Origin of the sequence: Streptomyces sp. NPDC059201 (genome assembly GCF_042754585.1) — a bacterium.
Lineage (GTDB): Bacteria > Actinomycetota > Actinomycetes > Streptomycetales > Streptomycetaceae > Streptomyces.
Map to the genome: position 1 here is coordinate 45,477 of NZ_JBHZBB010000014.1, position 20,860 is coordinate 66,336.

Consider the following 20,860-nt stretch of genomic DNA (forward strand, 5'->3'; position numbering starts at 1 on the left):
AGCGTCCTGCGTGAGGGTCCCGGTGAGGGTCCCGGTGAGCGTCCTGGTGAGGAAGAAGGGGACGCGGGGGTACGGGGGCGGGCGCGCGGACGCGGAAAGGGCCCCCCGCACCCGGCGGGGGTGCGAGGGGCCCTGGTCCTTCAGGCTGTCACGGTCGGTCAGCCCGCGTGGACGACGTCCCGCTCCTCGGCGAAGTGGCACGCCGACTCGTGGGCCGCGAGGGTGTCCTGGCCGCGGAAGCGCTCCGGGATCGCCAGGACCGGCTGCTCCGTGGAGCACTTCTCCTGGGCCTTCCAGCACCGGGTGCGGAAGCGGCAGCCCGACGGCGGGTTCGCCGGCGAGGGCACGTCGCCCGTCAGGATGATGCGGTCCCGGTTGGCACGGGCCTGCGGGTCCGGCACCGGCACCGCGGAGAGCAGCGCCTGGGTGTACGGGTGCGTGGGGTGCTCGTAGATCTCCTCGTCCGTACCGATCTCGGCGAGCTTGCCGAGGTACATGACGCCCACGCGGTCCGAGATGTGCCGGACGATCGACAGGTCGTGCGCGATGAAGATGTAGGACAGGTTGAACTCGTCCTGGAGCTTCTCCATCAGGTTGATCACCTGCGCCTGGACGGAGACGTCCAGGGCCGAGACCGGCTCGTCGCAGATGATGATCTCCGGGTTGAGCGCGAGGCCGCGGGCGATGCCGATGCGCTGGCGCTGACCGCCGGAGAACTGGTGCGGGTACCGGTGGATGTACTCCGGGTTCAGACCCACGACGTCGAGGAGGTCCTGCACCTTGCGGCGCCGGTCGCCCTTCGGGGCCACCTCGGGGTGGATGTCGAAGGTCTCGCCGATGATGTCGCCGACCGTCATGCGCGGGTTCAGCGAGGTGTACGGGTCCTGGAACACCATCTGGATGTTGCGGCGCACGGCCTTCAGCGCGCGGCCGGACAGCTTGGTGATGTCCTGGCCCTTGTAGAAGACCTCGCCCGCGGTGGCGCGCTCCAGGTTCATCAGGAGCTTGGCGACCGTGGACTTGCCACAGCCGGACTCGCCGACGATGCCGAGGGTCTCGCCCTGGTAGAGGTCGAAGGAGACCCCGTCCACGGCCTTGACCGCGCCGACCTGCTTCTTGAAGAGGATGCCCTGCGTCAGCGGGAAGTGCTTCTGGAGGTTGCGCACCTGGAGGATCGGCTCCCCACGCTGGACGGGGACGTCCAGGGCGGCGGCCACGGCCTCGTCGTTCTTGCTGAGGTCAGCCATGGATCGTCTCCTTCCAGAAGTGGCAGGCGCTCTTGCGGCCCGGCAGATCGGCGCCGTCCTGCTCGGTGACCGGCACCAGGGCCGGGATCTCCGTACGGCAGAGGTCGGTGGCCTTGGGGCAGCGCGGGTTGAAGGCGCAGCCCGTGGGGACCTTGAGCAGGTTCGGCGGGAGGCCCTTGATCGCGTAGAGCTCCTGGCCCTTCTGGTCCAGGCGCGGGATCGAGTCCAGCAGACCCCGGGTGTAAGGGTGCGCCGGGCGGCCGTACAGCTCGTGCACGGGCGCCTGCTCGACGATCCGGCCGGCGTACATGACGGCGATCTTGTCCGCGACGTCGGCGACGACGCCGAGGTCGTGGGTGATCAGGATCAGGCCCATGTTGTACTCGCGCTGGAGCTCCGCGAGGAGGTCCATGACCTGGGCCTGGACCGTCACGTCGAGGGCCGTGGTCGGCTCGTCGGCGATGATCAGGTCGGGCTCCAGGGCGAGCGCCATGGCGATCATGATGCGCTGGCGCATACCGCCGGAGAACTGGTGGGGGTAGTCGGTGACCCGCGCCTTGGCGGCGGGGATCTTGACCTTGTCCATCAGCTCGACGGCCTTGCGGGTGGCGTCCTTCTTGGACATGCCCTGGTGGACGCGGAACATCTCGCCGAGCTGGTAGCCGACGGAGAGGACCGGGTTCAGCGAGGAGAGCGCGTCCTGGAAGATCATCGCGATCTTGCGGCCGCGGATCTTCCGGCGGTCCTCGTCGGTCATCTTCAGCATGTCTTCGCCGCGGAAGAGGATCTCGCCCTGCGGGATCCGGCCGGGCGGCATGTCGAGGATGCCCATGATGGCCTGCGCGGTGACGGACTTGCCGGAGCCGGACTCGCCGAGGACGGCGAGGGTCTCGCCGGCGTCGACCGAGTAGTTGACGCCGTTCACCGCCTTGGCCACACCGTCACGGGTGTGGAACTCGACGTGCAGGTCCTTGACTTCGAGCAGCGGTCCGTTGTGCTCGCCGCTCTCGCGCGGCGCCGGGACACTCGCGGTCTTGTCGATAGTGCTCACGATGTACGCCCTCCTCAGCGCAGCTTGGGGTCGAGGGCGTTGCGAACGGCTTCGCCGAGCATGATGAACGCCAGGACGGTGAGGCTCAGCATGATCGACGGGTACAGCAGGATGTGCTGCGACGTACGGATCGCCTGAACACCGGCGGAGATGTCGAGGCCCCACGAGACGGTCGGGGCCGCGAAGCCGAGACCGAGGTAGGACAGGGTGGCCTCGGCGGAGATGTAGCCGCCGAGCGCGATGGTGGCGACGACGATCACGGGAGCCATGGCGTTCGGCAGGATGTGCCGGAACAGGATCCGCGTGGTGCCGGCGCCGAGCGCCTTGGCCGCGTGGACGTAGTCCGCCTGCTTGACCGTGATCACGGCGCCGCGCATGACGCGGGCCATCTGCGTCCAGCCGAGGAAGGCGAGGGCGAAGACGACGACCATGACGGTGCGCTCGGTGAACGCCTGGAGGACGACCATGGCGCCCAGCAGGAAGGGGATGCCGAAGAAGACGTCGGTGATCCGGGAGAGGACCGCGTCGATCCAGCCGCCGAAGTAGCCGGCGAGCATGCCCATGGTGCCGCCGACGACGGTGACGATCAGGGTCACGCAGATGCCGACGATGACCGAGGCACGGGTGCCGTAGATCAGGCGGGCGTAGACGGACCGGCCCTGGATGTCGTAGCCGAGCCAGCCGGCCGAACCGACGTTGCCCAGCTCCGGCTTGCCGATGTAGTGCTTCACCAGGTCGCCCGCGGTGGGCGAGGCGCTGGTGAACATCCCCGGGAACGCCGCGATGAGCAGCAGGAAGAAGATGAGCACCGACGACACGATGAAGTACGGGTTGCGGCGCAGGTCGCGCCACGCGTCGCCCCACAGGGAGCGGGGCTTGTCCTGCTTCACCGGAGGCACGGGGGCGTCCACCGAGGGGGTGGCGACGACGGCCGCGTCAGCGGTCTTGGTCACGTCAGGCATACCGGATCCTCGGGTCCAGGACCGCGTACAGCAGGTCGATGAGCAGGCTGGTGATGAGGTAGACGACCACCAGCACGGTGACGAGACCGACGAGGGTGGAGCCCTCGCGGCGGGTGATCGACTCGTAGATCAGGCCACCGACGCCCTTGACGTTGAAGAGGCCCTCGGTCACGACCGCGCCGCCCATGAGGGCGCCGATGTCGGTGCCGAGGAAGGTGATCACCGGGATCATCGAGTTGCGCATGAGGTGGACGCCGATGACGCGGCGCTTCGGCAGACCCTTGGCGACGGCCGTGCGCATGTAGTCGGCGCGCAGGTTCTCCGCCATCGAGGTACGGGTGAGCCGTGCCACATAGGCAAGCGAGAGGCCACCGAGGACGATGGCGGGAGCGATCATCTCGGAGAGCAGTTGGTCGTTGCTCACGTTCGGCTGGATCCAGCCGAGCTGGAAGGCGAACACCATCTTGATGATGAAGCCGAGCACGAAGACCGGGATCGAGATGATCAGCAGGGTGAAGATCAGGATCGCGTTGTCGGCGAGCCGTCCGGCGCGGAGGCCGGCGATGATGCCGAGACCGATGCCGAAGACGAGCTCGAACGCGAAGGCCAGGGCCGCCAGCTGGATCGTGACGGGGAACGCGTCGCCCAGGACCTCGGTCACAGGCCGGTCGTTCCGGAACTGCGTACCGAAATCGAAGTGCAGGACGATTCCGGTGATGTAGTCCCAGTACTGCTTCAGGATGTGCTGATCGAGACCGTACTTGTGTCTGAGTTCCGCCAGGGTCGAGGGGGATGCCCCCTTGTCTCCGAACAGTCCGGCCACGGGGTCGCCGGGCAGGCTGTAGACCATGAGGAAGATCAGCAGGGTTGTCCCGAAGAAGACCGGGATCATCTGGAGCAGTCGTCGTGCGACATAGCGCCCCATCATGCCTCCGTTGAGATGTGACGGCCGCAGCCGACGGGCCCTCCCTCGACATGGCTGCCCGGATTCGGACAGCGTGATGCCGCGGAAGGGCCCCCCAGCCGCTGCGTAAGGCACCGCACACGGGACTGACGATCCGTCAGTCCCGTGACGGCATGCGGACTACGCTCGGGTGATTACTTCTGCTTGACCTCGACGCCGGTCAGGATCGGGTCGCCGTCCTGGCCGTACGCCACACCGGAGACGTTCTCCGAGTAGCCCGCGTTGACCTTGTAGTACCAGAGCGGGATGGACGGCATGTAGTTGACCAGGTCCTTCTCGATGGCCTGGAACTCCTTGACCGACTCCTCCAGCGTGGCGGCGGCGTCAGCCTTGGCGATCTTGGCGTCCAGCTCCTTGTTGGAGAAGTCGCCCTGGTTGCCGGCCGCACCCGTACGGAACAGGTCCGAGATGAAGTTGGCGTTCACCGGGTAGTCGAGCACCCAGCCGGAGCGGTACAGGGACTTGACCTGCTTCTCCTTGCGGGCGTTCAGGTCGGACTGGAAGTCCGGCTTGCCGTCGCCGACACACTCGACGGACGTGGCCTGGGTGATGGAGTTGCAGACAGCCTCCACCCACTCCTTGTGGCCACCGTCGGCGTTGTACTGGATGGAGATCTTGTTGTTCGGGACGCCGCCGCCGGCCTTGATGAGCTCCTTGGCCTTGGCGGGGTCGAACTTGGTGATCTCGACGGAGTTCGGCTGGTAGCCGAGCACGCCCTTGGCGACCCAGCCGGTGGCGGGCTCACGGGTGCCGTTGAGGACCGTCTTGGTGATGGTCGCGCGGTCGATCGCCATGGAGAGGCCCTGGACGACGCGCGGGTCGACCGGCTTCGGCTTCTTCCACTGGTCGGCGTAGAAGGCGACGGCGATGGTCTGGATCGCGGAGTACGCCTGGTCCACGGCGCGGTCGCCGAGGTCCTGACGGTAGACCGGGAGGTCCTTCGGGGCGATCTGACGCAGGACGTCGACGTTGCCGGACTTCAGGTCCTCGTACGCGGCCTCGAGGGTGGTGTAGTTCTTGAACGTCACACCACCGTTCTTCGCCTTGTTCGGGCCCTTGTAGTCGTCGTAACGGACGATCTCGATCTGCTTCTTGCGGTCCCACGACTTGAACTTGTAGGGACCGTTGCCGACCGGCTTCAGGCCCGCGGCCTTCGAGTCCTTGTAGAAGGACTCCGGGAGCGGCGCGAAGACGATGTAGGCGAGCTTGTGCGCGAAGTACGGAACCGGCTTCGCGAGCTCGATGGTGAAGCTGGTCTCGTCGACGACCTTCAGGCCGTCGAGCGTCTTGGAGGTGGGCTTGGCGCCCTCCGCCTCGGGGTGGACCTTCTCGAAGCCCTTGATGTCCGCGAACCAGGACGAGAGGCCCTGGGCGTTCTCGATGTTGGCGTTCCAGTTCCACGCGTCCACGAAGGACTTGGCGGTCACCGGGGTGCCGTCGTGGAAGGTCCAGCCCTTCTTGAGCTTGACGGTCCACGTCTTCGAGTCCGTCGTGGTGACCGACTCGGCGTTGATCATCTCGAGCGAACCGTCGGCCTTGTAGTCGACCAGGGTCGAGAACAGGCCGGCCATGACCGCGGAGCCGTTGGACTCCATCGTGTCACCGGTGTGCAGGAGCTTCTCCGGCTCGCCCAGCTCGACGGAGAAGATGCCGTTCGGGTCGACCTTGCCGCCGGCGCTGTTGCCCTTGCCGTCGTTGCCACCGCCACAGGCGGTCGCAGCCAGGGCGACGATGATCGCGCCCGTTACCCACTTGGCGCTCTTGGCACCGCGCATGGGTTTCCTCCTCATGAGTCCACTTGTCATCAAGAAGGGCACTTCGAGACCTGCCGACACCCCTGACGGCGCTGATCCCCCGGTACCCCGAGTGTGCTCGTGAGTCGGCACTCCCCACAGTGCGTGACCCATTGACCCGAGCTCAATGGAGCCAACTATTAAGTACGTCCGGGCTGTAAACCACACTTAAGCGGTCTCGTTTTGACAACATCACCTCGGGCCCAGATACCGAAATCCGGACAAAATGAGCCCAGACAGACACGCCCGAAACGGACTGTTAACACACGTACCGGAGAGCGATGACCGGAATCCGGACGCTCGGTCGAGGCAAAGCGTTTGACGAAAAGGGCCTGGCCACTCGCACATTAGCGAGTGGCCAGGCCCTTGGTGTGAGATGCGGCTCAGCCGATCTCGACGGACTTCCGTCAGGCGTTCTTGGCGCGCGACGCGGAGCGGCTGCGCTCCTTCTGGTCGAGGACGACCTTGCGGATGCGGACGGCCTCCGGGGTCACCTCGACGCACTCGTCGTCGCGGCAGAACTCCAGGGACTGCTCCAGGGAGAGCTTGCGCGGCGGGACGATCGCCTCGAACGAGTCGGCCGACGAGGACCGCATGTTCGTGAGCTTCTTCTCCTTGGTGATGTTCACGTCCATGTCGTCGGAGCGCGAGTTCTCGCCGACGATCATGCCCTCGTACACCTCGGTGCCGGGGTCGGTGAACAGGACGCCGCGCTCCTGGAGGTTGGTCATCGCGAACGCGGTGACCGCACCGGCGCGGTCGGCGACCAGGGAGCCGTTGTTACGGGTCTGGAGCTGGCCGAACCACGGCTCGTGGCCCTCGTGGATCGAGTGGGCGATGCCGGTGCCGCGGGTGTTGGTGAGGAACTCCGTACGGAAGCCGATCAGGCCGCGCGACGGGACGACGAACTCCATGCGGACCCAGCCGGAGCCGTGGTTCGACATGTTGTCCATGCGGCCCTTGCGGACGCCCATGAGCTGGGTGACGGCGCCCATGTGCTCCTCGGGCACGTCGACCGTGAGGCGCTCGACGGGCTCGTGGATCTTGCCGTCGACCTCCTTGGTGACGACCTGGGGCTTGCCGATGGTGAGCTCGAAGCCCTCGCGGCGCATCTGCTCGACCAGGATGGCGAGCGCGAGCTCACCGCGGCCCTGGACCTCCCAGGCGTCGGGGCGCTCGGTCTCCAGGACGCGGAGCGAGACGTTGCCGATCAGCTCGCGGTCCAGGCGGTCCTTCACCTGGCGGGCAGTGACCTTGCGGTCCTTGACCGCGGACTTGGCCTCGGCGCCCTTGCCGGTGCCGCCGCGGCCGACGAGCGGCGAGGTGTTGGTGCCGATGGTCATGGAGATGGCCGGCTGGTCGACCGTGATCAGCGGAAGCGCGATCGGGTTCTCCGGGTCGGCCAGGGTCTCGCCGATCATGATGTCGGGGATACCGGCGACGGCGCAGATGTCACCGGGGCCGGCGACCTCGGCGGGCTTGCGGGTGAGCGCCTCGGTCATCATCAGCTCGGTGATGCGGACGTTGGAGACCGAACCGTCCCGCTTGATCCACGCGACCGTCTGGCCCTTGCGCAGCTCGCCCTGCTCGACGCGGAGCAGCGCGATGCGGCCGAGGAAGTTGTCGGCGTCCAGGTTGGTGACGTGGGCCTGGAGGGGGGCCTCCTCGTCGTACACCGGGGCCGGGACGTGCTCCAGGATCGCGGAGAAGAACGGCTCCAGGCTGTCGCTGTCCGCGGGGACGGTGCCGTCCTCCGGCTTGGTCAGCGAGGCGACGCCGTCGCGGCCGCAGGCGTAGACGATCGGGAACTCGATCTGGTCCTCGTCGGCGTCCAGGTCGAGGAAGAGGTCGTAGGTCTCGTTGACGACCTCGTCGATCCGGGAGTCCGGGCGGTCCGTCTTGTTGATGCAGAGGATGACGGGCTTGCGCTGCTGGAGCGCCTTGCGGAGCACGAAGCGGGTCTGCGGGAGCGGACCCTCGGAGGCGTCCACCAGGAGGACGACGGCGTCGACCATCGACAGACCGCGCTCGACCTCGCCGCCGAAGTCGGCGTGGCCGGGGGTGTCGATGATGTTGATCGTGATCGGGGCCCCGCCGTCCTTGGGGTGGTACTTCACCGCCGTGTTCTTGGCGAGGATCGTGATGCCCTTCTCACGCTCCAGGTCGTTCGAGTCCATCATGCGGTCGTCGAGCTGCTGGTGGGCGGCGAAGGCACCGGCCTGCTTGAGCATGGCGTCGACGATGGTCGTCTTGCCGTGGTCGACGTGGGCGACGATGGCGACGTTACGGATGTCGTGGCGCGTGGGCATGGGTGGCTTGCGCTTCTCTCGGATCGTGGGAATCGGCGTCAGTTCCTCTTACGCCCGCCGGGCGGACGCGCCACGGCTATGTCCTATGGTACGGGGCTGCCGTGCAAGGGGCTTCCCCGGATCGATCCGAGAGGGTCTACTGGGACGTTTCAGGGTGGTGCGCAGGGTGTGGGGAAGGTCATGCGGTCCGGGTCAAGGGGCCGACGCGATCCTGCCCGCCGGGATCACCGGCGGGCAAGGAACTTGAGCTGATTCTGAGGTTGTGACCTGTGATTTCAGCGGTTCGACGGGCTACCCTTGGTCGTTTCGCTCTTCTTGAAACCGATGTCCTGGTACTGGGGGGCTGCGAAGCCCCAGGCTCCGGCGTTCACCACGTCCTGCCGCGCGGCGACCAGCTGGGGGCGCTGGTACAGCGGGATGGATCCGGCCGCGGCCCAGATCCGGGCGTCGGCCTGGCGGATCAGCTCGCCCGCCTCCTCCTCGTCGAGGGTGCCGGCCGCCTGGTCGAAGAGCTGGTCGATCCGGTCCGTGCCGACGCGTGAGTAGTTCTGCTCGACCAGCAGGGAGCCGTCCGAGGCGGGCTCGGGCTTGGCGAAGATCGGCCGGGCGTCGGTCGCCGGGAAGGCGGACGCGGGCCAGGAGTAGAGGGCCAGGTCGTAGTCGCCCGAGGCGATGTGGTCCTTGAAGAAGCTCTCGTCGGAGACCTTGGTGACCTCGGTACGGATCCCGACCGCGTCGAGCATCCGGACGATCTTGTCGCCGACCGCCCGCAGCGTCTCCGAGCCGGGTCCCGAGGGCAGGACGAAGCGGAGGCTGAGGGCCTTGCCGTCCTTGCCGAGAGCCTGGGAGGCGGCGGGGACGGCGGCGGGTGCGGCGCTGCCCATGGGGGCGTAGGCGCCGGCGACGCCCTTGTCCGGCTTGGTGTTGCCGGGGCGGGCGGCGCGGGCGCCGGTGTCGAGGGCCTCGGCGCGGGCGAGGAGGGCGGCGCTCTCGCGGGCGGCGGCGGGGGCCGGGGCGAGGACCCGGGTGCCGGCCTCGGGGCCGCCGGGGCCGATCCGGGGGGCGGCGCGGAGCTCGCCGGGCTTGTCGTCGCCGACGATGTAGAGGCCCTCGTCGGACGCCTTGTCCTCGGTCTTCTTCTTGGCCGCCTCGCCCTGCTTCTTCCGCTCCGCCTCGGAGCCGGCCTTGGTGCCCGCGGGCTTCTTCTGGGCCCCGCCGGGGACCCAGCCGGCGTCGGCGAGGAGGGCGCGGGCCTCCTGGGTGTCCTGGTCGCCGAGGGCGTCGCTGCTGTCGGCGTAGGCGGCCTGGCCGACCAGGGCGAGGTGGCTGCCGGGCGGGTCGGAGGGGAGCCCGAGCGGCTTGAGCACGGATTCGGCCAGCTCCTTGCGGTCGATCGCGCGGGCGACCGCGCGCCGGACGCGCTCGTCGGCGAGCGGACCGGACTCGCCGTTGAGGGAGAGCTGGGTGTAGGCGGGCTCCAGGGACTTGCGGACGACGTAGCCGGCGAGGGTGTCCTGGGCCTTGGCGTAGCGGGCGACGGCGGCCTTGTTCTCGGCGCGGGCGGCCTGGACCTCGGCGGCCAGCTCCTCGTCCTCGCCGTGGGCGAGCGCCCAGGAGCCGAGGGCCTTGCCGGGGGTGATGGCGGAGCCGGGGCCGTGCAGCCGGGCGGCCTCGGCGCCGCTGCGGCCCGCGTCGGCGTCCTTGAGGGCGAGGGCGATCCGCTCGGCGGTGGAGCGGTCGATCTCGGCCAGGTCGAGCTTGCCGCCGGCCAGGGCGGCCTCCCGGTCGGCGCGCGGGACGGCCCGCAGGACGAGGCTGTCGAGCTTGGCGGGCTTGCCCCACCAGCGGGGGTTGCGGGTGAGGGTGAGGTCGCCGGACTTCCGGTCCACCTTGCCCAGCAGGAACGGTCCCGCGGTGGCCTTGAGGGTGGTGCGGGCGCCGTCGTTGAAGGAGTTCGGTGCGCCCATCACCTGCTTCGGGTAGAGCGGGGTGAAGAGGGAGCGCCAGTCGGCGTAGGGCTTGGCGAAGGTGACCCGGACCTCCAGGTCGTTCTTGCCCTTCTCGATCTTCTCGATCCGCTCGTAGCCGGCGTTCCTGGCCGTCCAGTAGGCGGTGTCGCGGCCGCTGAGGGCGCGCCACTGGGCGACGAAGTCGGCGGCGCCGATCTCGCGGCCGTCGCTCCAGACGGCCTGCTGGTGGAGCTTGTAGAGGACGACCTGGCGGGGTTCGGTCTCGACGACCTCGGCGGTCTCCAGGTAGTCGGGGTTGAGCCGGGGCCTGCCGCGCTCGTCCAGGGTGTGCAGGGCGGGCAGGACGGCGCCGGCGACGCGGTTGGTGGCGGCGTCGGCGTCGGCCTGGAAGGCGTTGAAGGTGGCGGGCAGGGCGTCCACCGCCCAGCGCAGGGTGCCGCCGTCGTCGACCATGCCGCGCGCGGTGGGCGCGTTGTCCTGGGCGGCGGCGGGGGCGTCGGCGTCCTCGTCGGAGCTGCATCCGGCGAGGAGGGTGACGGTGAGGACCGCGGTGGTGAGGGTGGCTACGGAGCGGAGTGTCCGGGAGCGGGGGCTCCTGGACGGACCGGCCCATGTCCTTCCCCGGGGGGCGCCGACCTGGGACATGACTTTTACCCCTTCGTCCGGTTTTGTGCCATTTGGAGATGATCAGACCTATTGCTCATCCCACTGAACGGCACCCCCCACCCCCCACCCCCCCGACACGACGCCCCACCCCCAAGAACCCACCCATGCGGCCCAACCCGACGGCTGCCGCCGCGGCCCCTGCGGCCGGGCCGCCCGCCGCTGCCGCCATCCCTGTGGCCGGGCCAGCCCGCCGGCGCCGTCCCTGTGGGCCCCGCCCCCGTCACCCTCGCGGCCGGGCCGCGCCGCCGCCGTCCCTGTGGGCAGGCGTCCCGCAGGGCGGGACGGGTGGGCACAGGGACGGCGCCCCCTGCCGGGCCAAGGCTTCCCGCGCCCGAACCCGCACCGGAAGGTCGGTGCACTCGTGGTGCGGGTCCAGGCAACAGAAGCGGAAGCACCCGCGAAGGGTGCCGTTCCGTTGTGCCCACCCGTTCCGCCCCAGCGGAACGATTGCCCACAACGAAACGGCGGCGGCACGCCGCCCACAACGAAACGACGGCGGCCGCCCGGCGCAGGCCCGGGCGCGGGGTGGGCACCGCCCCAGCGGCGCGACCGCCCACAACGAAACGGGGTGCGGGGGCAGCGCCCCAGCGGCGTGGTCGGCCGCGACGAAACGGCGGGCCCGGCCGCGGCGGCACCGCTGGCCGCAGCGGTGCGGGGGCGGGTCAGTTCTGGGGGGACCACGACGTGCGGTAGGCGGTCCAGTCTGTGGGTTCCTCCGCGAAGTCGACGTACAGCGCTACGCCGAAGCGCTCCCGGCCGGGGTCCGTGCGGCCGAGGCCCAGACGGACGCCCCGCACCGCCGCCGCCACCGTCTCCGCGCTCTCGTGATGCCCCAGATCGTCCTCGTGGAAGAAGGGCAGCCCCATCAGCAGATCGGTGCTCTCCGGCGTCACCTCCAACGCCAGCGCCGTCTGCTGCGCGACGTACCCGCCGTACAGACTCTCCAGCGGCATCCACGTGTCGTACGACATCACCGCGATCTGGTCGACCCGCCGCGCCACCTCCCCGAAGTACTCCTGCGACCACCACTTCCCGTTGTCCCCGAACAGACCGAGCGCGGAGTGCGCCCCCGGCAGCGGATCGATCTGGTGGGCGGCGACGGACAGCGGCACCTTCCGCGCCTTCGTCAGCCTCCCGAGGTCGTCCAGGAGCGTCAGATAGTCGGCGTCCCCGGACTGGAGCGGCTCCAGGTCGAAGTGGACGCCGTCGAAGCCCGCGTCCAGCACCTGCCGGGCGGAGGCGACGACGGCCGAGCGCGAGGCCGCGTCGGAGAGCCGCAGACCGACCGGCCCCTCGTTGGCGAGGATGTCCCCGAGCCACGCCTGGACCCGGATCCCGGGCAGCACGCGGTGGACCCCCTCGGTCAGCCACCGCACGCGCGGATGCCGCTCCGCCGGCAGGGTCCCGTCGTGTTCGAGCGGGCCCGCGTGCACGTACAGGTCCTTGATGCCGGTGCCCTTCAGCCGCGCGGCGAGCGCCTCCAGGTCGGCGTCCTTCTTCCTGCCGTCCACCCACGCGTGGCCGATCCAGTACGCGTCCCTCCCGCGCGTGCGCGCGTCGTCGCGGAGATCGCCCGCGTAACTGACCCGGAGGGCGAGCGCGCCGAAGAGCGGCGGCACGACGAGGAGCAACACCAGCCCCAGGACCCACCAGCGCCCCTTGCGCCACATCCTTCTCAGTCGTCCGTTCACCCGAGCCCTCCCCCAGAGCGTCATAGAGATCAGCTCTGACAGGGACGCGCCGCCCCGGCGGTCGGTTTCCGAAGGGCCCGCGTCCGGTCGCGGAGGCGTAAACCAGTACATAACCTCCCCTTTGTGACCCGAATAGCCACCCGAGCCCTGCTCGCGATGCTGGTGGCGGCGTGGTGGCTCGTCGCGCCCGCCGCGACCGGCGCCCGCGCCGACGACCCCGTCGTCCTCCCCTCCGACGGGCAGATCCTCGACCGGGTGGGCGCCCTGCGCGACCGGCGCCCCGAGGTCGCCGAGGCCCTCGACCGGCTCTACGAGGACCGCCGTCTCCAGCTCTTCGTCGTCTACGTACGGGACTTCTCCGGCCGCACCGGCCAGGACTGGGCCGACGCGACCGCCGAGCGCAACGGCCTCGGCCTCGACGACGTACTGCTCGCCGTCGCCACCCACGACCGGCGGTACGGCTACTCGGTCGACCCCGACTCCCGCCTCACCCAGGCCCAGCTCGACGACGTGGCCAGGACCGCGATCGAACCGGCGCTGCGGGCGAACGACTGGGCGGGCGCGGCGATCGGCGCGGCCGACGGCTACGGCGCCGTCCTCGCCGGCCGTCCCGTCCCCGCCCCGGAGATCACCCCCGGCCCCGCCGACCCCGGCGGCTCCGGCGGTTCCGGATCCTCCTCCGCGAGCGACCTGATCCTCCCCGTCGCGCTCCTCGGCGGCGCCGGAGCGGTCGCGGCGTACGCGTACACCCGCCGGCGCCGGCGGACCGCCACCCGCACCACGCCCGGCGGCGGCGGGAACCAGGGCTGGGGCCAGCCCGCCCAGCCCTCCCTGGAGGAGCTGGACGGCGAGGCCCGGCGGACGCTGGTCGCCACCGACGACGCCGTCCGCACCAGCCAGGAGGAACTCGGCTTCGCCACCGCCCAGTTCGGCGAGGAGGCCACCCGCCCCTTCGAGGAGGCGATGGCCTTCGCCAAGGAGCAGCTGACCGCCTCCTTCCGGCTCCGGCAGAAGCTCGACGACGCCTTCCCCGAGGACGAGGCCACCCGGCGCGCGATGCTCGACGAGATCCTGCGCCGCTGCGCCGAGGCGGACGCCCGGCTCGACGCGGAGACCGAGGACTTCGACCGGCTGCGGGCCCTGGAGCGGACCGCGCCCGAGGCGCTCGCCGCGGTCGAGGCGGCCTTCCGCGGGCAGACCGGCCGGGTCGGCGGGGCCGAGGCGGCGCTGGCGGCGATGCGCGAGCGGTACACGGAGTCCGCGGCCTCCCCGGTCGCCGGTGACGTCGAGCAGGCCAAGGACCGGCTGGTCTTCGCCACCACCCACATCAACCAGGCCCGCCAGTCCGTCGACGACGGCGACACCGGCGCCGCCGCGGTGCACGTACGGGCCGCCGAGGGCGCGGTCGACCAGGCCGCCCGGCTGATCGAGGCGGTGGACCGGCGGGCGCGGGAGCTGGACGAGGCGGTCGGCCGGCTGCCGGGCGTCCTCACCGAGACGGACGCCGACCTCGCCGAGGCCCGCGGCCTGCTCGAAGGGACCGCCGAGGGCGCCGCGACGGGCGATCTGCGCGGCCGGATCGCCCGCGCGGAGTCGGTGGCGGCGGAGGTCCGGCGGGCGAGGGAGGCGGGGCGGTACGACCCCCTGGACGCGCTGCGCCGGATCGAGGAGGCGGACGCGGCGCTCGACGGGGCGCTGGCCGGCGCGCGGGAGCGCGAGTCCGGTGACGCGCGGGCCCGTGCCCTCCTGGAGCAGGCGCTGCTGACGGCCCGTTCGGAGCTGGGGGCGGCCTCGGACTACGTCCAGACGCATCGGGGCGCGGTGGGCAGCGAGGCCAGGACCCGGCTGGCGGAGGCCCAGCGGCGGCTGGAGAAGGCGCGCGCGCTGGCGGCGGACGAGCCGCAGGGGGCGCTCGCGGAGGCGCGGCAGGCGGACGCGCTCGCCCGGCGCGCGCAGGAGCTCGCGGAGCAGGACGTGCGCCGGTACGGGAACCCGAACGGCCTGGGCGGTGTAACAGGAGTGGGAGGGAGCGGTGGCGGCGGGCTCGGCGGGGCCGTGCTCGGCGGCATCATCCTCGGCGGGCTGTTCGGCGGGGGTTCCGGCAGAGGAGGGGGCGGATATGGGGGCGGTTTCGGCGGCGGCTTCGGCGGCGGCTCGGGGGGCGGAGGTTTCGGCGGCGGGCCGGGCAGCTTCGGCGGCAGCGGCACGCGCGGCCGGCGGGGCGGCGGCGGCCGCTTCTGAGTTCCACGTCCACGACACCCTTCAAGGAGCACCGCATGAGCAAGCAGACCATCCTCGGCCGTGTCACCCAGCTGGCGAAGGCGAACATCAACGCCCTCCTCGACCAGGCGGAGGATCCGCAGAAGATGCTGGACCAGCTGATCCGCGACTACTCGGCGAACATCTCGGAGGCCGAGGAGGCGGTGGCGGCGACCATCGGCAATCTGCGGCTGATGGAGCAGGACCACGCGGAGGACGTGGCGGCGGCGGCCGAGTGGGGCGGGAAGGCCCTGGCGGCGAGCCGGAAGGCGGACGAGCTGCGGACGGGCGGGCAGGCGGCGGAGGCGGACCGCTTCGACAACCTCGCCAAGGTCGCGCTGGGCCGTCAGCTCCAGTCGGAGAAGGAGGCGCGGACGGCCGAGCCGACCATCGCCGCCCAGACCGAGGTGGTGGGCAAGCTGACCACGGGCCTCGACCAGATGAAGGGCAAACTGGTCGAGCTCCAGGCCAAGCGGGACGAGCTGGTCGCCCGCTCCCGGTCGGCGCAGGCGCAGAACACGATGATGGACGCGGTGAAGAACATCGACGTGCTGGACCCGACGAGCGAGCTGAGCCGCTTCGAGGACAAGGTGCGCCGGGAGGAGGCGCGGGCGCTGGGCAAGCAGGAGCTGGCCGCCTCCTCGCTCGACGCGCAGTTCGAGCAGCTGGACACGCTGGGCGACGAGGCGGAGGTCGCGGCCCGGCTGGCCGCGCTCAAGGCCGCCTGAGGCACCTGAAGCCTCCGGAGCGCCTAGAACATGCTGAGGAGCTGGTCCACGGTGGGTTCCGCCGTGGGCCCGCCGTCGGGGAGGGCCAGCTCGAACCAGACGGTCTTGCCGCGCGGGGTGCGGCGCGAGCCCCAGGACGCGGAGAGGAGCCCGACGAGCTGGAGGCCGCGGCCGCCCTCGTCGGTGTCCTTGGCACGGCGGCGGCGCGGCTGGACCAGGCCGGAGTCCCAGACCTCGCAGACGAGGGTGCGGTCGCGCAGCAGCCGGAGCCGTATCTCGCCCTCGCCGTACCGCAGCGCGTTGGTGACGAGCTCGCTGACGAGGAGTTCGACGGTGTCGACGAGCCCGTCGAGCCCCCAGGCGTTGAGCTGGGTGCGGGCGAGTTCGCGGGCGCGGCCGACGGAGCGGGGCTCGCGGGGCAGCCGCCAGTCGCCCACGGCCTCGGCGGGCAGTCCCTGGATACGGGCCATCAGGAGGGCGATGTCGTCCTCGCCGTGGCCGGTGTCGAGGGTGCTGAGGACCCGGTCGCAGACGTCCTCCAGGGGGCGGGCCCGGTCGGCGAGGGCCCGCCGGAAGGCGCTGAGGCCCTCGTCGAGGGGGTGGTCGCGGGATTCGACCAGTCCGTCGGTGTAGAGGGCGAGGAGGGAGCCCTCGGGGAGTTCGACCTCGACCTCCTCGAAGGGTTCGCCGCCGACGCCCAGCGGCATCCCCGGGGGCACGTCGAGGAGCTCCGCCTCCTCGCCGGGGGCGACGAGGACGGGCGGGAGGTGGCCGGCGTTGGCGAAGGTGCAGCGTCGGGTGACCGGGTCGTAGACGGCGTACACGCAGGTGGCGAGGTAGACCTCGGAGAGTTCGGGGCCGCGGTTCTTGTGCGCGCGGGACTGCTGGGAGCCGATGGGGGCGCCGAGGCCGCGGGCGATCTCGTCGAGGTGGGAGAGGACCTCGGCGGGTTCGAGGTCGAGCTGGGCGAGGGTGCGGACGGCGGTGCGCAGTTCGCCCATGGCGACGGCGGCGCGCAGGCCGCGGCCCATGACGTCGCCGATGACGAGGGCGGTGCGGTGGCCGGGGAGTTCGATGACGTCGAACCAGTCGCCGCCGACCTCGGCGGCGTCGGTGCCGGGGAGGTAGCGGCAGGCGATGTCGAGGCCGGCGGCCTCGGGGTCGCCGGGCGGGAGCAGGCTGCGCTGGAGGATGAGGGCCCGCTCGTGCTCGCGGCGGTAGAGGCGCGCGTTGTCGATGCAGACGGCGGCGCGGGCGGCCAGCTCCACGGCGAGGGCCCGGTCGCGGTCGCCGAAGGGTTCGCTCCCCTTGGCGCGGGAGAACCGCACGAGGCCGACGACGGTGTCGTGGGCGACCATCGGGACGGCGAGGGTGGAGTGGACGAGGTCGCCGTCGCCGCCGGGCACGGTGCGGACCCGGCCGGTGCGCAGGGCCCCGGCGGCGGGCGAGTTGAAGGGATAGCGGTGGACGGCGCCGACCTCGATGGGGACGGGTCCGCCGCCGTCGCCGGCCGGTCCGTGGCCCTCTTCGGTCCTGAGGGGGGTGTCGGATACGGCGCTGGCGAAGGCGACCCGGCGCAGTTCGGCGCTGCCCGCGCCGTAGCCGACGTCGTGGGAGCTGCCCCAGCGGCCGGGCGGGGCCTCGTCGCCGGTGAGGAGGCCCTGGTAGAGGTCGACGGAGGCGAGGTCGCAGAAGCCGGGGACGGCGACGTCGAGGAGTTCGCGGGCGGTGGCCTCCAGGTCGAGGGAGTTGCCTATACGGGCTCCCGCCTCGTTGAGGAGGGCGAGGTTGCGGCGGGCGCTGGCGGCCTCGCGGGCGGCGCTCTGCCGGCGGGTGACGTCGATGCCGAGGCCGGCGACGCCGATCGGGCGGCCGGAGCCGCTGTGCACCCGGTAGAGGTTGATGGACCAGTGGCGGCGGATCCGGGCGCCGGGGGCGGCTCCGGTGATCCGGAGGTCGTTGACGGACTCCCCGGTCTCCAGGACGCGGCGCAGCGCGGCGGTCATCCGGTCGGCCTCGGGCTTGGCGAGGTAGTCGTGGACGTTCCGGCCGCGGTGGTCGTCGGCGTCCCCGCCGAAGACGGCGGCGAAGCGCTGGTTGGCGCGCTTGACGGTGAGGTCGGTGCCGAAGAGGAGGAAGCCGAAGGGCGATTGGCCGAAAATCGCCTGGGAGGCGGCGAGGTCGGTCTCGATCCGCCGCAGGGCCCGGACATCGACGACGATGCACAGCGCGGCCCGCTCGCCGGTCTCGGTCTCGCTCGGCATCACGTACATCTCGGCGATGCCGTGCGGCGACTCCTGCCCGGGGGGCCCGGCCTGGCCGGGGATGCGGAACGGGACGAGGCCGGTCCACTCGCGCCCGTCGAGGACCTCCTTGACCCGCCGGTGGCCGCGATCCCGCAGCTCGGCGGGCATGAACGCCTCGACGGGGTCCTTGCCCCTGGCCTCCTGGGCGGGCACTCCGAAGAGGTCCGCCGCCCGGCGGCTCCACTGGTCGACGCGTCCGTCGGGCCCGAGGGAGAAGGAGGCGACCCGGATGTAGTCGTAGATCGAACCGGGCGGGCTGCTCTGCCACACGACGCCGCCCGTCGTCTCGGATATCTCGCTCACGCGACCGTCCCCTCCAGCTCACCGCACCGGACCGGCCATGCCCGCAGTATTCAACACGGCGGGCCCCGGCGGCACGACGTCCACGATCACAGGGTGGTCTCGGTCGGCTCGCGACCCGCTCCGGTGATCGTCGTCCCTCTCTCTTTACTCACCAGGGAGAGCCAGCTCGAACCATACGGTTTTCCCGGCGCTGCCCTGCCGGGTCCCCCAGCGGCGTGCGGAACAGGCCACGAGACCGAGCCCGCGGCCCCCTTCGTCGTCGGGTCCCGCGGGCCGCTCGGTGGGCGGATCCGGAAGCGGATCGGAGACCTCCACGAGGAGCGCGGAGTGCCGGGGCGGGTCCGTGGCGGCGCCCTCGGCCCGCAGGATCCGTACCCCGATGGGCCCCGAGGCGTACCTCAGGGAGTTGGTGACCAGCTCGCTGACCAGCAGGACGGCGATGTCACCGACGGCCGCGTCGACCTCCCAGGAGCGGAGCGTCTCGCGCACGGCGTGGCGTGCGGTGCGCACCGCGTCGGCCTCCGCCGGGAAGTTCCACTCGGCGCGGACGCCGTCGGTGTCGATCACACCCGATCACTTCCCCAAGCGTGGTTCAGCAGGAAGAGGATCACCCTCTCCCGAGGGACCAATGGGGACATACCCGTTATTCGGTGCGAAATATCCACCCGGGGGGCGGCTGTGGGCGCACGGTGGCACGAACGGCGTAGGGAACCGGGCGTACGCCGGGTCTAGGGGCGCGCGACCGGGAGTCTGCGCGCCGCCTCCGCGACCGCCGGGCGGTCCTGGTCGAGCCAGTCCACGGTGTCCAGTTCGTGGCGGGCGAGCCAGCGCAGCGCGTCGTGGTCCTCCAGCGGCCGGGGTTCGCCCGAGAGGAGGCGGGCGGTCCACACCCGGAGGACGTAACCGGGCTTGAGGGGCCATTCGCCGGGGATCCGCTCGCCGGGCTCGGTCTCGACGCCGAGCTCCTCGCGCAGTTCGCGGACGAGGGCGTCCTCGGGGCGCTCGCCGGGCTCGACCTTTCCGCCGGGCAGCTCCCAGCGGCCGGCGAGGTCGGCGGGGGCGCTGCGGCGGGCGGCGAGCAGCCGGCCGCCGTCGAGGAGGGCGGCCGCGACGACGACCACGGCACCGGTCCCTTGGCCGGGTCCGGTGCCGTGGTGTGCAGTGCTGTGGGTCATGCCCGCGAGGGTAGCCGGGCGTCAGCCGGTGGGGGCGACGTGCTCGACCCAGTAGATCTGCTTGTGGCCGCGGGAATCGAGCGTGTCCACGATCTTCTGGGCTTCGTCCTGCGTCGCGTACCGGCCGACCCGGTAGCGGTTGCCGTTGTCGTCCTGCCGTATCACGAGCCACGGATGGACGGGGCCGCTGTCGGTCATCAGGCTTCTCCCTCCGCCGGGCCAGGCGTCACCAAGGATCTCCGGGAAACCGCAATCCGCATATGCCTGAGCTTACGCCTGACCTTCACACAGCGGATACGGATTTTCACCAAGAGATACGGATCGGCCGGGAAGCATCGGAAGGCGGCCGAAGGCCACATGCCGGACGGCCCTCTCCGCCCGGCGGTGCCGGGCGGAGAGGGCCGTCTGATGTGCCGTCCTGATGTGCCGTTCCGACGTGTCGTCCTGATGTGCCGTCAACTCCGGGGCGCGGCCCCGGGCAGGTCCTAGCGGACCGGGAGGTGGTACGAGAGGCGGTAGCGGTCGGCGGGCACCACCACGTCGGCGGTCTCCACGGGGAGGCCGGAGGCATAGAAGGTGCGCTCGACGACCATGACCACATGGCCGGGGACGCCGCCGAGGACGAGCAGTTCCTCGGCGAGGCCGGGGCGGGCGCCGACCTCCTCCACCACGTTGTCCACGACGACGTCGATCGCCGCCATCCGCTCGACCACGCCGCAGCCGCCGAGCGGACCCTCCTCGGGGAGCATCACGGGGGTGCGGCCGGTGACGGCGAGCGGCTCCCAGGAGGTGGCGACCATCATGGCCTCGCCGCCGTCCCGGTAGACGTACCGGGTGCGCATCACGCGGTCGCCGGGCTCGATGCCGAGCCGCGCGGCGATCTCCCCGCCCGCCTCCTCCTGCTCGCTGCTCGCGTCCCAGGTGCCGCGCGCGCCCTCGACGGCCTGCTCCTGCCGGAAGGGGGTGGCGCCGCCGGCGGGCCGGTAGCCGGAGCGAGCGACCCGGCGGGGCACCGGGCGCTCCCGCACGTACGTCCCCGAGCCGGAGCGGCCCTCGACGAGCCCCTCGGCCATGAGCACCTTGCGGGCCTCCAGCGCGACGGTGTCCGACACCCCGTACTCCTCGCGGATGCGCGCCTGCGAGGGGAGACGGGTATGCGGCGGGAGCGAGCCGTTGGCGATCTTCTCCCGCAGATCGCTCGCCACGCGCAAATAGGCGGGCTGCTCACCGAACGTCACTGGACACTCCCCTCAGGTTGACAGACAGCTACAGCCTGACAACCGACTGTGGCCATCCGCAAGCATGGGCCAGAGTTTCACCCGAAGTGATGAAGGGCGATCGATGCCGCACAACCCCTTGACCCCTATTGGTCTGGACCAATAGCTTCCTGCTGCGCACCGCCTCACCGGCGCCCGAGCACTCCCCCGAGCACTCCC

Annotated in this window: 15 protein-coding genes; 2 read left to right on the forward strand and 13 right to left on the reverse strand. The window is 71.2% G+C overall.

What is annotated here, in order from left to right; translation table 11 throughout:
- Positions 1–158 precede the first annotated feature (158 nt).
- The 8 genes from ACFXMG_RS33935 to ACFXMG_RS33970 form a co-directional block, all read right to left on the reverse strand.
- A complete protein-coding gene (locus tag ACFXMG_RS33935) occupies positions 159–1,247 on the reverse strand; it encodes an ABC transporter ATP-binding protein (RefSeq protein WP_383821562.1) in 1,089 nt (362 codons plus the stop codon).
- Positions 1,240–2,298 carry an ABC transporter ATP-binding protein gene (locus ACFXMG_RS33940; RefSeq protein ID WP_383821565.1) on the reverse strand — a complete coding sequence of 353 codons (1,059 nt, stop codon included), beginning with the start codon at positions 2,296–2,298 and terminating at the stop codon, positions 1,240–1,242. Before ACFXMG_RS33940 ends, ACFXMG_RS33935 begins: the two co-directional genes overlap by 8 nt.
- Before the next feature lie 14 nt (positions 2,299–2,312).
- Positions 2,313–3,260: an ABC transporter permease gene (locus ACFXMG_RS33945; protein WP_383821568.1), complete on the reverse strand. Its 948-nt coding sequence runs from the start codon at positions 3,258–3,260 to the stop codon at positions 2,313–2,315.
- Positions 3,253–4,185, reverse strand: coding sequence for an ABC transporter permease (locus ACFXMG_RS33950; protein ID WP_383821675.1), 933 nt, complete (start codon positions 4,183–4,185; stop codon positions 3,253–3,255). The genes ACFXMG_RS33945 and ACFXMG_RS33950 overlap by 8 nt, the downstream gene beginning before the upstream one ends.
- Positions 4,186–4,358: 173 nt before the next feature.
- Positions 4,359–5,999, reverse strand: coding sequence for an ABC transporter substrate-binding protein (locus tag ACFXMG_RS33955; protein ID WP_383821571.1), 1,641 nt, complete (start codon positions 5,997–5,999; stop codon positions 4,359–4,361).
- A 425-nt stretch (positions 6,000–6,424) separates the two neighbouring features.
- Entirely contained in the window at positions 6,425–8,326 is a 1,902-nt protein-coding gene (gene typA, locus ACFXMG_RS33960) for a translational GTPase TypA (protein ID WP_383821573.1), read from the reverse strand.
- Between the two features lie 275 nt (positions 8,327–8,601).
- Positions 8,602–10,941 carry an ABC transporter family substrate-binding protein gene (locus ACFXMG_RS33965; RefSeq protein ID WP_383821576.1) on the reverse strand — a complete coding sequence of 780 codons (2,340 nt, stop codon included), beginning with the start codon at positions 10,939–10,941 and terminating at the stop codon, positions 8,602–8,604.
- Positions 10,942–11,624: 683 nt separating this feature from the next.
- The gene (locus tag ACFXMG_RS33970) at positions 11,625–12,764 is read right to left on the reverse strand and encodes a hypothetical protein (protein ID WP_383821578.1); all 1,140 of its coding nucleotides are present in this window, start codon (positions 12,762–12,764) and stop codon (positions 11,625–11,627) included.
- Positions 12,765–12,809: 45 nt separating this feature from the next.
- Here ACFXMG_RS33970 and ACFXMG_RS33975 point away from each other — a divergent pair, with 45 nt between their 5' ends.
- On the forward strand, positions 12,810–14,894 hold the full coding sequence (locus ACFXMG_RS33975) for a TPM domain-containing protein (protein ID WP_383821678.1): 2,085 nt from the start codon (positions 12,810–12,812) through the stop codon (positions 14,892–14,894).
- 35 nt (positions 14,895–14,929) lie between these two features.
- Entirely contained in the window at positions 14,930–15,640 is a 711-nt protein-coding gene (locus tag ACFXMG_RS33980; RefSeq protein ID WP_383821581.1) for a PspA/IM30 family protein, read from the forward strand.
- 23 nt (positions 15,641–15,663) lie between these two features.
- Here the strand turns inward: ACFXMG_RS33980 and ACFXMG_RS33985 are convergent, their stop codons facing one another.
- From ACFXMG_RS33985 to ACFXMG_RS34005, 5 genes are all read right to left on the reverse strand, one after another.
- A complete protein-coding gene (locus ACFXMG_RS33985; RefSeq protein WP_383821584.1) occupies positions 15,664–18,249 on the reverse strand; it encodes a SpoIIE family protein phosphatase in 2,586 nt (861 codons plus the stop codon).
- 144 nt (positions 18,250–18,393) lie between these two features.
- Entirely contained in the window at positions 18,394–18,816 is a 423-nt protein-coding gene (locus ACFXMG_RS33990; protein ID WP_383821588.1) for an ATP-binding protein, read from the reverse strand.
- A 161-nt stretch (positions 18,817–18,977) separates the two neighbouring features.
- Positions 18,978–19,424, reverse strand: a complete 447-nt coding sequence (locus ACFXMG_RS33995; RefSeq protein ID WP_383821591.1) for a (deoxy)nucleoside triphosphate pyrophosphohydrolase — start codon at positions 19,422–19,424, stop codon at positions 18,978–18,980.
- A 21-nt stretch (positions 19,425–19,445) separates the two neighbouring features.
- On the reverse strand, positions 19,446–19,622 hold the full coding sequence (locus ACFXMG_RS34000; RefSeq protein WP_383821594.1) for an SPOR domain-containing protein: 177 nt from the start codon (positions 19,620–19,622) through the stop codon (positions 19,446–19,448).
- A gap of 287 nt (positions 19,623–19,909) precedes the next feature.
- A complete protein-coding gene (locus tag ACFXMG_RS34005) occupies positions 19,910–20,662 on the reverse strand; it encodes a GntR family transcriptional regulator (protein WP_383821596.1) in 753 nt (250 codons plus the stop codon).
- Between the last annotated feature and the right edge of the window lie 198 nt (positions 20,663–20,860).

Excerpts from the sequence above, each read along its gene's own strand:
- ACFXMG_RS33935 (WP_383821562.1), bottom strand. The coding sequence starts at position 1,247 with ATGGCTGACCTCAGCAAGAACGACGAGGCCGTGGCCGCCGCCCTGGAC.
- ACFXMG_RS33945 (WP_383821568.1), bottom strand. The coding sequence starts at position 3,260 with ATGCCTGACGTGACCAAGACCGCTGACGCGGCCGTCGTCGCCACCCCC.
- ACFXMG_RS33950 (WP_383821675.1), bottom strand. The coding sequence starts at position 4,185 with ATGGGGCGCTATGTCGCACGACGACTGCTCCAGATGATCCCGGTCTTC.
- ACFXMG_RS33955 (WP_383821571.1), bottom strand. The coding sequence starts at position 5,999 with ATGCGCGGTGCCAAGAGCGCCAAGTGGGTAACGGGCGCGATCATCGTC.
- typA (WP_383821573.1), bottom strand. The coding sequence starts at position 8,326 with ATGCCCACGCGCCACGACATCCGTAACGTCGCCATCGTCGCCCACGTC.
- ACFXMG_RS33965 (WP_383821576.1), bottom strand. The coding sequence starts at position 10,941 with ATGTCCCAGGTCGGCGCCCCCCGGGGAAGGACATGGGCCGGTCCGTCC.
- ACFXMG_RS33970 (WP_383821578.1), bottom strand. The coding sequence starts at position 12,764 with ATGTACTGGTTTACGCCTCCGCGACCGGACGCGGGCCCTTCGGAAACC.
- ACFXMG_RS33975 (WP_383821678.1), top strand. The coding sequence starts at position 12,810 with ATGCTGGTGGCGGCGTGGTGGCTCGTCGCGCCCGCCGCGACCGGCGCC.
- ACFXMG_RS33980 (WP_383821581.1), top strand. The coding sequence starts at position 14,930 with ATGAGCAAGCAGACCATCCTCGGCCGTGTCACCCAGCTGGCGAAGGCG.
- ACFXMG_RS33995 (WP_383821591.1), bottom strand. The coding sequence starts at position 19,424 with ATGACCCACAGCACTGCACACCACGGCACCGGACCCGGCCAAGGGACC.
- ACFXMG_RS34000 (WP_383821594.1), bottom strand. The coding sequence starts at position 19,622 with ATGACCGACAGCGGCCCCGTCCATCCGTGGCTCGTGATACGGCAGGAC.